The organism is Mycetocola sp. Y444 (assembly GCF_059445295.1).
Genome location: NZ_JCAIUB010000003.1, coordinates 623,488 through 635,988 on the forward strand (window position 1 = coordinate 623,488; position 12,501 = coordinate 635,988).

Annotated in this window: 11 protein-coding genes; 5 read left to right on the forward strand and 6 right to left on the reverse strand. The window is 65.1% G+C overall.

The window, feature by feature from the left end; genetic code table 11:
- Positions 1-89: 89 nt before the first annotated feature.
- Positions 90-887: an isocitrate lyase/PEP mutase family protein gene (locus AC1C2M_RS14490; RefSeq protein WP_495437272.1), complete on the reverse strand. Its 798-nt coding sequence runs from the start codon at positions 885-887 to the stop codon at positions 90-92.
- Positions 888-1,124: 237 nt separating this feature from the next.
- Here AC1C2M_RS14490 and AC1C2M_RS14495 point away from each other — a divergent pair, with 237 nt between their 5' ends.
- On the forward strand, positions 1,125-2,864 hold the full coding sequence (locus AC1C2M_RS14495) for a MinD/ParA family ATP-binding protein (RefSeq protein WP_495437273.1): 1,740 nt from the start codon (positions 1,125-1,127) through the stop codon (positions 2,862-2,864).
- On the opposite strand, the gene AC1C2M_RS14500 is transcribed toward AC1C2M_RS14495, so the two are convergent.
- Entirely contained in the window at positions 2,861-3,394 is a 534-nt protein-coding gene (locus tag AC1C2M_RS14500; protein ID WP_495437275.1) for a GNAT family N-acetyltransferase, read from the reverse strand. The genes AC1C2M_RS14495 and AC1C2M_RS14500 overlap by 4 nt on opposite strands.
- A 128-nt stretch (positions 3,395-3,522) precedes the next feature.
- Between AC1C2M_RS14500 and AC1C2M_RS14505 the strand changes: the two genes are divergently transcribed.
- Positions 3,523-4,356 carry an oxidoreductase gene (locus AC1C2M_RS14505; protein WP_495437276.1) on the forward strand — a complete coding sequence of 278 codons (834 nt, stop codon included), beginning with the start codon at positions 3,523-3,525 and terminating at the stop codon, positions 4,354-4,356.
- A gap of 13 nt (positions 4,357-4,369) precedes the next feature.
- Here AC1C2M_RS14505 and AC1C2M_RS14510 read toward each other — a convergent pair whose 3' ends face one another.
- The 4 genes from AC1C2M_RS14510 to AC1C2M_RS14525 all read right to left on the reverse strand — a co-directional run bounded on the left by AC1C2M_RS14510 (position 4,370) and on the right by AC1C2M_RS14525 (position 8,802).
- Positions 4,370-5,239, reverse strand: a complete 870-nt coding sequence (locus AC1C2M_RS14510) for a sugar phosphate isomerase/epimerase family protein (RefSeq protein WP_495437278.1) — start codon at positions 5,237-5,239, stop codon at positions 4,370-4,372.
- A 165-nt stretch (positions 5,240-5,404) separates the two neighbouring features.
- Positions 5,405-6,352 (reverse strand): ribokinase, encoded by a 948-nt coding sequence (locus AC1C2M_RS14515; protein WP_495437279.1) that lies wholly within the window; start codon positions 6,350-6,352, stop codon positions 5,405-5,407.
- 45 nt (positions 6,353-6,397) lie between these two features.
- Entirely contained in the window at positions 6,398-7,735 is a 1,338-nt protein-coding gene (locus tag AC1C2M_RS14520) for an MFS transporter (RefSeq protein WP_495437281.1), read from the reverse strand.
- A 5-nt stretch (positions 7,736-7,740) separates the two neighbouring features.
- On the reverse strand, positions 7,741-8,802 hold the full coding sequence (locus AC1C2M_RS14525; RefSeq protein WP_495437283.1) for a LacI family DNA-binding transcriptional regulator: 1,062 nt from the start codon (positions 8,800-8,802) through the stop codon (positions 7,741-7,743).
- A 123-nt stretch (positions 8,803-8,925) separates the two neighbouring features.
- On the opposite strand from AC1C2M_RS14525, the gene AC1C2M_RS14530 reads away from it, so the two are divergent.
- The 3 genes from AC1C2M_RS14530 to AC1C2M_RS14540 all read left to right on the forward strand — a co-directional run bounded on the left by AC1C2M_RS14530 (position 8,926) and on the right by AC1C2M_RS14540 (position 12,469).
- Entirely contained in the window at positions 8,926-10,098 is a 1,173-nt protein-coding gene (locus AC1C2M_RS14530) for a carbohydrate ABC transporter permease (RefSeq protein WP_495437285.1), read from the forward strand.
- Between the two features lie 5 nt (positions 10,099-10,103).
- Complete coding sequence (locus tag AC1C2M_RS14535) at positions 10,104-10,988, forward strand: carbohydrate ABC transporter permease (protein WP_495437286.1); 885 nt, start codon at positions 10,104-10,106, stop codon at positions 10,986-10,988.
- Positions 10,989-11,098: 110 nt separating this feature from the next.
- On the forward strand, positions 11,099-12,469 hold the full coding sequence (locus AC1C2M_RS14540) for a type 2 periplasmic-binding domain-containing protein (RefSeq protein ID WP_495433559.1): 1,371 nt from the start codon (positions 11,099-11,101) through the stop codon (positions 12,467-12,469).
- The last annotated feature ends 32 nt before the right edge of the window (positions 12,470-12,501 follow it).

Sequence of the window (12,501 nt, forward strand, 5' to 3'; positions counted from 1 at the left end):
CGCCGCACGTGCCGCGAGAGCATCAGTTGCGGCCGAGAACACCAGTTGCGCCTGATGTTCTCGACCGGAACTGATGCGTTGGGTGCCCGCTACAGCTCGAACCGGAAGCTGAGGTCCTCGGGGTAGTCGCCGAGCGCCGTCAGCGTCGTCGCCGCACGCTGCAGCGCAGCGAGGGTGAGGCCGAGGGTCTGCGGGCCGAAGCTGACGCGGGAGATTCCCAGTTCGGCGAGCCTCTTGAGGGGGATGCCGCCGAGCCCACCGATCGTGGAGATGCGCCCGTTCACCTCGTCGAGCGCGCGCTTCACGCGATCCTCATCGCTCAGCCCGAGGAAGAAGATCACGTCGGCCCCCGCCTCGAGGTACGCGTTCGCCCGCGTGACCGCCTCCTGCCACTCGCCACCACCGGCGAGCGTGTCGACGCGGGCATTGATCACGAGCGGGATGCCCGTCGCGCCACCGGCGCCGCGGGCAGCGGCAACGCGGGCGACCGAGTCGTCGATACTGCGCTGCGGGCCGTTGGCCGCCTCGAGGGAGTCCTCGATGTTGATGCCGACAGCACCGGATTCTTCGATCAGGCGACGAACGTTGTCACCGACGCCGGCGGCATCCGGGGCGTAGCCCTTCTCGAAGTCGACCGAGAGCGGCAGATCGACGGCACCGGCGATGATGCGCGCCGCCTCGATCGCGGCATCGACGGTGGGTCCCTCGTTGTCGGGCACGCCCCGCGCGAAAGAGACCGAGTGTGAGGCGCTCGCGAGGGCACGCACTCCCGGGACCTCGGAAACGATCTTCGCCGTGATGGCATCCCACACGTTCGTCACGATGAGCGGATCACCGGGGGCGTGGAGGCGGTTCAGCAGTTGAGCTTTCTCGAGTTGAGTCGTCATCTCCCCAGTCTGGACAGGTCGGATGCCTCGGCGCCACCCGTTGCGCCACCCATTACTGCACCCATAACTGAACCGCGAACACTGATGCTGCGGCGATGCTGCAGCGCCGCTCAGCGGTGAGGGGGCGGCCCGGATTCGCCCCCCGAATGTGGGTCAGGCGATACTGGTAGTTGGAAACCGGCCGATCTGACGCCCGCACGGGTACTGATCAGCCGCTGATAGAGATGGTGACTTGACGTGTCGAACGAGCCGAACGAGTCCACTGAGCCGAATGAGCCGTGGATAACAGCCGTAGCCCGAGCCGACGGTACAGGCACGATCTCGGTCGACGGCGCACAGTCCGACATTCGCGCAAATGACGTCGCGGAGGTTCGAGCCGCGATCATTGCGCGTGTCACCGACGAGGCGAAGGCGCGCAACCAACGGGTCCTGGTGGCCATCACCGATCTCGACGGCGTTTACCTGCTGTCTGTTCACCCCGACGGCAACGTCGAGTCGGAAGGTCCTGTTGTTCCGGATGCCGCTGCCTCGGCGCGCGATGCGACAGCTGCTGGGTCCAGAAGCGAGTCCGCCCGCGCACAGGAGCCGGCACACGAGACCAGGCCGACCCGCCCATCGTCTCCAGCGGAAGGATCAGTCCGCGGGTCAGCACCGGCACGAGCCGTGCTGAACCCCGCCTTCGGCGAGGCAACCCCGGTGATTCCCCCGCCCCCCTTCGGCATCGATGACCTCATCGACTTCGCCGAGTCCGGATCCGAGCCGACGCCGCACAACGACAGAAGCTTCGAGCCAGCACCGACACGGAGGTCAACCTTCCGGTCCTATTCAGAGGAGAGCGACCTGTCGCACCACAATTCCGGATCCGCCGCGCCAGCCGAGGTCACTCCATTCACGACTGCACGGTCCGCTGCCGGAGAAACCACCGAGGAACCTGACTCGGCGGAGGCGGCAGAGCGTACGTTTGACCAGCTGTTGCCGTCATCGAGCAGACGGGAGAAGGCATCCACTTCGACATCCTCGCCATCGGACGGTGAACCGGGCGTCGCGCCCACCCTCGAGGACTTCCTCCAGTCACGGCCATCGGCGCCGGAGGGTCCGGCGAAACAGGGCTGGCAGGGAGCCGTCCGTCGCGTGACCGGCGGACTGATCTCGCCGCGCCCAGGCAAGGTCGAGCGAGCCCACCGCGATGCGATCCGGCGGGTCCAGCGAAGCCTCAAGGGGCCGCGGACCATCGTCGTGCTCAACCCGAAGGGTGGAGCGCACAAGACGACGGCAACCCTGTTGCTCGCCGCGACCTTCGGTACCCACCGCGGCGGATCAACGCTCGCCTGGGACAACAACGAAACCCGCGGCACCCTCGGCTGGCGGGCCCAGCCCTCGGTGCACTCCAACACCGCGGTCGACCTGCTTCGCGACCTCGGACGGTTCTCCGATGTCGAGTCGGCGCGCGTCGGGTACCTCGACAACTACGTGCGCGGGCAGGGCGATGCCCAGTTCGATGTGCTCGCTTCTGACGAGGATGCCGCCGCGTCATCCACCATCGATGCGGATGCCTTCCGCAGCCTTCACTCGACACTCAGCCGGTTCTATCGCGTACTCGTGATCGACACGGGCAACAACATGCGCGCATCCAACTGGGAAGCGGCCGTCGAAGCAGCCGACCAGCTCGTCGTCGTCACCACGGTGAACGAGGAAACCGCGGCGAGTGCTGCGTGGCTCATCGACGGGCTCAGGCAGAAGGGGCACCAGGACAAGGTCAGCCAGGCCGTGACGGTCCTCTCGTCACCAGGAGACACCGTGCAGCCCGAGCTGTCCCAGCGACTGCACAGCCACTTTTCGGCCCTCACCCGCGTGGTGCTCGAGGTGCCGTACGACCCCGGGTTCCAGGGCGGCGGTCCCCTCAACGTCGACGTGCTCTCTCCGCAGACTCGCGAAGCGTGGCTCCAGGTGACGGCGGCGGTCGCCGACGGACTCTAGGCGGGACTGGCCTCGCCCGGCACCAGGATCTTGACCATCTCGAGTTGGCGCTTACCCGGCTCGAGGTCGTACGGCACGGTCACGCCGGTGGCGCGGTAGCCCTTCTTCGCGTAGTACGCGTGCGCCCGGGCGTTGTCTTCGTGAACGTGCAGGGTGATCCGGTCGGATCGTTCCCTTGACCACTGCTCGACGCCCTCGAGGAGAGCGGAGGTGACGCCGGCCGCTTCACCCCGGAACTCCGGAGTGACGTAGACGCCGACGAGCATCGGCACCGTGCTGCCGTTCGGCGTGTATGTACCCATCGTGCCCACCCAGCGGCCGTCATCCGTGATCGCCACGAGCACGGTTCCACCGTTGCTTATGCCTCGCCTGCCTCGCATCCGCCACTCGGCTTCGCCCACGGCCTGTGCGTGCGCGAGCGTCTCGCCGAAAGCGATCGGAGTGTCCGCGAGCATTTCGAGCCGGAGCCTCCTGACCTCGCGCCAGTCAGCATCGGTGGTGGGGCGGATGGAGAACGTGGCGTCGCGCATCGACCAAATCTACCGGCACAACGAGGGCTCCCGCGGTCCAGTGCAAGCCCTTTCCGTGTCCCGGCGCTCACCACTAGTCTCGGAGCGCGTCGGCCTCTCCCGCCCGGCGCCCGTCGAAAGGAACTCAGATGTCCACCTGGCTCATCACCGGCTGCTCGACAGGCCTCGGTCGCGCGCTCGCGACCGCCGTGCTCGCCCACGGCAACAACGTCGTCGTCACGGCGCGCGACGCGTCGACGGTGCAGGACATCGCCGACACGTCTCCCGACTCCGCCCTCGCGCTCTCGCTGGACGTGACCGACCCGGCGCAGATCGAGTCAGCCGTTCGAGAGGCGGAGCGCCGGTTCGGCGCCGTCGACGTGCTCGTGAACAACGCGGGCTACGGGTATCGGTCCGCCGTGGAGGAAGCCACCCCCGAAGACGTCCAGCGGCTCTTCGACACCAACTTCTTCGGAGCCGTCGCCATGATCAAGGCGGTCCTGCCCGCGATGCGGGAACGCCGCTCCGGCGCCATCGTCAACATTTCCTCTATCGGCGTGCGCCTCACGCCCCCGGGGTCGGGGTACTACGCGGCGTCGAAGGCGGCCCTCGAGGGCATGTCCGGCTCCCTCCGCAAGGAGCTGGAACCGCTCGGAATCGCCGTCACCGTCGTCGAACCGGGCGGCTTCCGCACCGACTTCGCCGGGCGCTCGCTGGCACAGTCTGAGACCGCCATCCCGGACTACGCCGAGACCGCTGGCAAGCGGAGGAAGGAAAACGACACGGTGCACGGCACCCAGCCGGGCAACCCTGCGCTGGCCGCCGAGGCGATCATCACGGCGGTCGAATCGCCGAACGCACCCCTCCTCTTGCTGCTCGGCGCCGACGCCATGGACGGGTTCGAGACGCTGGCCTATCGGGAGCGGCAGGACGCTGACACCTGGCGCGACCTCAGCCTCAGTACCGGTTACCCGGAGGAATAGGCGGCTCTTTCGCCTAGTGCAGCGTGATGGACTCCACGGCACGCAGCTGGGTGCGGATGAAGCGGTTGGCGTGCGCGCCGAGGTCGTCTGAGTCGTCCCACAGGTTGCGCCAGATGCCGAGCATCCTGCTGAGGTCCTCGTTCACCACGGCCGACGAGAACGACTCGAACACGACGGGCCCGTCGTAGCCGATCCGCGCGAGGCCGCGGAAGAACGAGCCGAAGTCCACCGTGCCTGAACCCAGGTAGCCGCGGTGGCTCTCTCCGATGTGCGCGTAACCCAGCCGATCGCCGACGTCGAGGACCGGGGTGTACAGATCCGACTCCTCGATGTTCATGTGGTACGTGTCGAGGTGCACTGAGACGTTGGCGTGCCCCACCTCGTCGAGAAACGCGAGCGCCTGCCTGCCCGTGTTCATCACGTTGGTCTCGTAACGGTTGACGACTTCGAGTGACATACGGATGCCGAGGCCCTCGGCCCGTGACGCCAGCCGGGCGAGTGCGGCGGCGCTCGACGCGCGACCTCCCGGGGTCGCGGGCGTCATGTACTTCTTCATGGCGCTGTAGATCACGCCGCAGAGGTTGGTCCCACCCATCGCGTGCACGATGTCGAGGCACTCCTCGAGCATCCGTTCGCCTCGAGCCACGACATCGGGGTCGTCGCTCGTCAGGTCGGTTGCCTCGCTCAGGCCGAGCGACGCACTGACCGCGAGCTCGTTGTCCTGCAGAAGGCGAGCCGCAAGCATCCGATCGAAATGAAAAGGGTCCATGAGCGGGATTTCGATCAGGTCGAATCCCGCCTGTTTCGTCTTCTCGATCGCGAGGGTCAGCCCCGCGGCGTCGAATGAGCCTGAGAAGACGAGAGCGTGTGCGCCGATGAGCACGATCGTGTCCTTCCACCCCGGTGGCCGCGCCGGTGCGAAGCCCGTTCCGGCAGAGATTACTCCGCGGTGCGGGAGAGGGACAGGCCGTGCGGCCCAATCGTGACCCCGGTATCAGGCCCGACCCTGACCCCGAACCCGACCCAGGGCGCTCAACGCCCGCTGGACTCAGCGGGTACGAGCGAGGAGCGCGTCGACCTCGTCACGGTGGGGGAGGCTCGGGGAAGCGCCCTGTCGCGTCACGGTGAGCGCTCCAGCGGCGATCGCACGCCGGATCGCAGCGGTGAGTCCGAGGCCGTCGGCGAGTGAAGCACCGAGGTAACCGGCGAATGCATCACCGGCTGCCGTTGTGTCGACGGCGGTGACCCGGATGGAGTCGAACCGTTCGACGCTCGTCGCCGTGACCAGAACCGCTCCAGCGGCCGCCATGGTGATGAGTGCGCTGGTCGCGCCGCGGGAGGTGAACCAGCGACCGGCCTCGACCGCCGATGATTCGTCGGTCACCTCGATGCCGGTGAGGATGGCGGCCTCTGTCTCGTTCGGAGTGACGATGTCGACGAGTGGCCAGATCGCGTCGTCGAGGGCCGTGGCCGGCGCTGGGTCGAGAACGACGGTGAGGCCGGCGTCGTGCGCCTTCCTGATCGAGTACTGCGTGAGCGCCCACGGGATCTCGAGCTGGGTGAGCAGAACCCGGCAGCTCGACCCGATGGCCTCGAACGCGTCGTCGATGTGTGACTCGCTGAGTGACGAGTTCGCGAGCGGAACCACCACAATGTCGTTTTCACCCGATGAGTCAACCCGGATGTGCGCTACTCCTGTTGGCCCCGGAACCGAGCGGACGTGGTCGACGTGCACGCCGGCATCCGCCAGCCCGCTGCTCGCTACGTCGGAGAAGAGGTCGGTGCCCACGCAGCCGACCATGTGCGCGTTGCCGCCGGCGAGTCCGGCGGCGACGGCCTGGTTCGCACCCTTGCCGCCGAGCACGAGGGTGAACTCGTCGCCGATGATCGTCTCGCCTCGAGCCGGGAGCCTCGACGAGAAGGTCGTGAGATCGACGTTGATGCTTCCGACGATGAGCACGCCACCGGATGCCGATGCTGAGGTTCGGGAACTCATGGTGTCCTTCTGCTGGGGTGTATCGCTCATCCAGAGGCTTCGCTGCTACGCCAGCTGCTTCTGCTTCGCCTGCACCGGGATCAGCAGGAGAAGTCCGACGAGGATGACGAGGATGATGCCGAGGATTCCCCAGTACTGCTCTCCGCCAATGGTGATGAAGATGGCGAACGCTGTCGGAGCGAGGAACGACACGGCACGACCCGTCGTTGCGTACAGGCCGAATATCTCTCCCTCGCGGCCGGCCGGGATGAGGCGGGCCAGGAACGACCGTGAGGCCGACTGCGCCGGGCCGACGAACAGGCAGAGCGCGAGTCCGAAGATCCAGAACATGAGCGCACCACCGTCGTGGAGGAAGAAGACGGCAAGACCGGCGAGCACGAGCCCGATGAGGGATGCCATGATCACCGGTTTTGCGCCGAGCTTGTCGTCGAGCAGACCGACGGTAATCGTCGAGATACCCGCGACGACGTTCGCGGCGATGGCGAAGATGATGACCTCACCCGGCGAGAAACCGAACCAGCCACCGGCGAGCACACCACCGAATGTGAACACTCCAGCGAGCCCGTCACGGAAGACCGCGCTCGCGATCAGGAAGTACACGGTCTGCCTGCTCTCGTTCCAGAGCTTCTTGATGTCGCCGAAGAGCCGGGGATACGAGGCAAAGAATCCGACTTTGTCGCGCCGCGCGCCGACGCCCTTGTACTCGGGAACAAAGAAGAGCACCGGCAGTGCGAACAGACCGAACCAGATCGCGGAAATCAGAACGGTCACCCGGATGTCCATGCCGTCATCGCCCGTGATTCCGAAGATGCCGACCTCGGGCTGGATCAGGCCGAAGTACACGATGAGCAGCAACACGATTCCACCGATATAGCCGAGGCCCCAGCCAATGCCTGACACCCGTCCGATAGTCGTCGGCGTCGAGACCTGGGCGAGCATCGCGTTGTAGTTCACGCCAGCGAATTCGAAGAAGATATTGCCTGCGGCGACGAGCAGAAGTCCCAGCCACAGGAAGCTTGGGTCGGGCTCGACGAAGAACATGGCCGCGGTGATCCCGACGACGATGTACGTGTTGACGGCGAGCCAGAACTTGCGGCGGCCCGAACTGTCTGAGCGCTGTCCGGTGACCGGGGCGAGGATGGCGATCAACAGACCGGCGGCGCCGAGCGCCCAGCCGAGCTGTGCCGAGACGGCGGCTTCCTCGCCGAAGGCGTCGCTCGTGAGGTAGACGGTGAAGACAAACGTGGTGATCACGGCGTTGAACGACGCGGATCCCCAGTCCCACAAGCCCCACGCCAGTACCTGTTTGGTCGAGGCTTTCGTCGGAGTTTCGGAGAGGGGGGTTGCTGTTATCGCTGCACCATTGCCCGCGTTCGTCGTCATGCTGTTCAGGCTACTGGCACGGGGAGGCTCGCACCCGAATCCTGTCCTGCCGTGTCTTCGGCTCGTGCACCTGAGCTCTCGCGCACGACAAGACGATGCCCGATTTCGATGCTGCGCGGGTTCACCCGCTCCGAGGAGATGGCGTCGACGAGGGTGTCAACCGCTCGGTCGGCGATCGCCTGTTTGTCGGGTGCAACGGACGTCAGTGACGGAATCGAGTAGGTCGACTCCTGCACGTCGTCGATCGAGACGATGGCGACGTCCTCCGGCATCCGCAGGCCCGCGTCTGCGAGCGAGCGCATCGCGCCGAACGCGATGACGTCTGCAAAGCACACGAGGGCATCGAAACGGATGCCTGCGGCGAGCGCGCGGCCGACAGCGTCGTGGCCGGCTGCAGTGCCGAACCGATCCGTGTAGAGCAGCAGCTCGGGGTCGAGGCTGAGCCCCGCGGCCGACACGGCTTCCTGAAAGCCCTGCAGTCGCAACCGCGAACTCCGGTAGTCGTCGGATCGGTACGCTCCCACCGTCGCAATACGGCGTCGTCCCGAGGCGATGAGATGCGCGGTGATCTCCCGTGCAGCACCGACGTTGTCGATCGCGATGGTCGTATAGGACGACGTCGAGATCTGTTCGCCGATGAGTACGGTGGGCACGCTCGGGGGAGCGGAGTAGAGGTCTTCCCTGGTCAGGGACATCGGGCTGAAGATCAGCCCGTCGACGAGGTGCGAGCTGAAACTCTTCAGGGTGCGCAGTTCCCGCTCTTTCGTTCCCTGCGTGTGGGTTGCGATGACCGTGTATCCCCGCCGCTGGGCAGACCGTTCGACGAGTTCGGACAGTTCGGCGAAATACGGCTGGGAGAGCTCGGGCACGGCAAAGCCGAGCATCTTCGTGTTGCCCTGGCGGAGCCGCCTGGCGGAGATGTTCGGCTGGTAGTTGAGCTTGGTGATGGCGTCCTGGACGCGCTGCCTCGTGTCGGCCCTGACGTGCACGTAGTTATTGACGACGTTGGAGACCGTCCGGGGGGACACGCCTGCAAGCTTCGCGACGTCGTGAATGTTGGTTGCCATGTTCCCTCCTCGACCATCTTGGCCTACAAAGTGATGCAGCGGTGAACCGGTTTGTGCAACGTGGCAAAGGTACGCACGACGGCGTTTTGACAAAGTATCGCGGGAGTGAACACAATAGCTCCAGTGCAGTTTTTGCAACGTGGCAAACCGGAAGGCAAGGAATCGATGACGCTGACGCTCGATCAAGCGGCCCAAGCGACCAGGAAGCGCCCACCGCGACTACCCCGCAAACGGCGTTCTCAGGCCGGCCTGAAGTACGGCTTCGCTTTCGTCGCTCCCTTCGCGGTCCTGTACCTCATCTTTGTGCTGTACCCCGTTGTCCAGGCTGCCCAGATGAGCTTCTTCGATTGGGACCTGCTCGGTTCGGTCCGCGAGTTCATCGGCCTCGAAAACTATGAGCGGATGCTCTGGGGCGTCAATATTCAGTGGTCGATCACCAACCTGCTCTGGTGGCGCATCGGCGTGCTCGCCCTCGTTGCTGCACTGCTGGTCGGTCCGATCAAGCGCAGGCACATCAGTGTCTGGAGTGTCGCCGGCGTGCTCGGCCTGCTCGGGGTGTTCGTCGCCCTCGGCTTTGCGCCGGGCAAAGACGGTTACTGGTACGACCCGACATTCTGGATCGCCCTGCAGAACACCCTGCTGTTCACGGCCATCTCCACTCCGATCATCGCCCTGCTCGGACTCGTCATGGCGCTTGCCCTGCAGGGACAGCGACGCGGATCCCGCTGGTACCAGATGGCGTTCTTCCTCCCGTACATCCTCCCGGTCTCCGTCGTCACCCTCATCTGGACGTACTTCCTCTCACCGGGGCAGGGGCTGCTCGCGCAGATCCTCACCCCGCTCGGCATCGACCCGATTCCCTGGCTGAGCGATTCGAACACAGCGCTCACCGCCGTCATCATCACCACGATCTGGTGGACCGTCGGGTTCAACCTCGTCATGTTCGCTGCCGGACTCCAGGATGTCGACAAGTCGCTCTACGAGGCAGCATCACTTGACGGTGCCGGCCCGTGGCGCAAGTTTGTGAGCGTGACGCTTCCCGGCATCCGCCACGTCATCCTGCTCGTCATGGTCATGCAGGCGATTGCATCGTTCCAGGTCTTCGGCCAGGTGAACATCATGACCGGTGGTGGCCCAGGTACCTCGACCGAGGTGCTCATCCGGCACATCTACCAGACCGGTTTCCGCGACTTCGAGCTCGGCTACGCGTCGGCGATGTCGCTCTTCCTCTTCGCACTGATGCTGATCGTCTCCGTCGTCCAGATGCGCTTCCTCGGAAAGGACGACACCAAGTGAACGTCATGAGCCCTCCCTCGACCCGGAAGGCGAGCGCCGCTCAGCCCGGTCTCACCGCATCACGGCACACCGCGACGCGTGCGACCTGGTGGCACCTCGCCATGATCGTCGCCGCGCTGGTCTGGCTTCTTCCCATGCTGTGGATGCTGTCGCTCGCGCTCAGCGACAACGCGACGCTGAGCCAGGGAGTCACCGGGCTCATCCCGCGGGACTTCACGCTCGACAATGTCTTCGGCGTCTTTTCCGTCGGACTCACCAGCCGCTGGTTCCTCAACAGCGCCATCGTGGCCATCCTCACCACGGTCCTGACGGTGCTCCTCTGCGCAATGGCGGGCTATGCCTTCGCGCGGATCGAGTTCCCCGGCCGCACGTTCGTCTACGCCACTGTGCTCGCGGGTCTGATGATCCCCAAGGAGGCGATGTTCATCCCGCTCTTCACGATGGTCGCAGACGTGGAAATGCACAACACCTACGCTGCGCTCGTCCTGCCGCGGATCGCCGCTCCCCTCGGTGTCTTCCTGATGACGCAGTTCTTCTCGAAGATTCCGCTGGAGATGGAGGAAGCGGCGCGCGTCGACGGCGCAGGACCCTGGCGCACGTTCTTCTCGATCATGCTCCCGCTGGCTACCCCCGGCATGTTCGCGCTCGGAATCTTCACCTTCGTCCAGACCTGGAACGACTACCTGTGGCCGCTCGTGTCGGCGACAAAGAGCGAGATGTTCACGATCACCACTGGACTTGCGTCGCTGCAGGGCAACTTCGCCCAGGCCACCGAACTCGGCAGCCTGATGGCGCGCGGGCTCGTTGGCTCGCTGCCGCTGCTGATCATCTTCCTGCTCTTCCAGCGTCATCTCATCCGCGGAATCTCCATGACCTCAGGCGGCAAGTAGGGCATCCGCCCCGCAACCGCATCCCCCTGCATTTGTGCTGCAGGTCCACTCGTAACACCCGTAACAAGAACACCCGTAACAAGCACTCCACTAACAAGACAGGAACAGACATGAACGGAAAACGCATCCCAGCGGTTCTCGCGACGGTCGCGGCAGCATCGATGCTGCTCGCCGGCTGTGGCACTGGAACCGGAACCGGCACAGCCGCCGGAGACGATGACATGACGGCGAAGATCGAAGCGGTCACAGACGAGCAGCTCAAGGGCACCAGCATCACGATGTCGCGGATGTTCGGCGACTGCGAGGAAACCACCAAGGGCGTCACCGACCCCGCCATGGCGGCATCCGAGTGTGAAGCAATCCAGATCCTGACCAACAAGTTCAACGCCGAGAACGAGCACGGCATCTCCGTTGAACGCCTCGGCGGTGCTGACTGGAACTCGTACTACGACGCGTTCAACGCATCGATCGCCGGTGGGGAACCCGCGAACATCGCGAACCTGCACGATTACGCGCTGTCGGACTACGCGCGACGTGCCCAGCTGGTGTCGTTCGACCCCGCAGCACTCGACATCGACATGGATGACGCGACCGAGCAGGCCCAGAACTCGGTCACCTACGACGACAAGACCTTCGCGGTCCCGTTCGACTCGCACGCGATTCTCGCCCACGTGAACACCGATGTCCTCGGCGCTGCCGGCTACATGGACGCGGACGGCCGGCCCGTCATGCCGACCAACGCCGACGAGCTCATGGCCATGGGTCAGGCTGTCAAAGACAAGACCGGCAAGGCTCTGATGTCCGTTGGGTTCGCCAACGACGACATGGCATGGCGGATGTTCTACTCGTTCGTGCGCCAGCAGGGCTCTGACCTCATCGTCGACGGTGAGGCGAACGTCGATTCCGCCGAGGCGAAGGCCGCGATGGAGCTGCTCCAGGAACTCATCGACAACGGCTACATCCACACCACGGCCGACTACTCGGGCTCGATCGAGGAGTGGAAGAACGGCGAGTCCGCCATCCTCGTCAACGGTACGTGGGGCGTCAACGAGTACGCATCGACGGCTACCTTCGGCTACACGGTCACCGACTTCCCGACGATCATGGACGAAGCCGCCGTCTGGGCGTCCTCGCACATGTGGGTGCTGCCCGTGCAGAAGGACAACGACCCGGTGAAGTACCGTGCGTCGCTCGAGTTCGCCTCCTTCCTCTACGAGAACACGAGTGTCTGGGCCACAGCGACCGGGCACATCGCGCCTCGCGTCTCGGTCGTTGAATCCGCCGACTACCAGAACGCTCCCGAGCGGGCGAACTACACAGACACGGCGCTCGAGAACATCAGCTTCGTGCCGCAGGTCGAGAACTGGACGGCGATCAAGTCGCTGATCCACAAGCAGCTCGAAGAGGTCTGGTTCAACGGAAAAGACCTCGACTCAGCATTGACCGAGGCGCAGCAGCGCGTCGGCCAGGAACTGAAGTAGCAGGACTGATTCGCAACACAATCGTGGCCCGC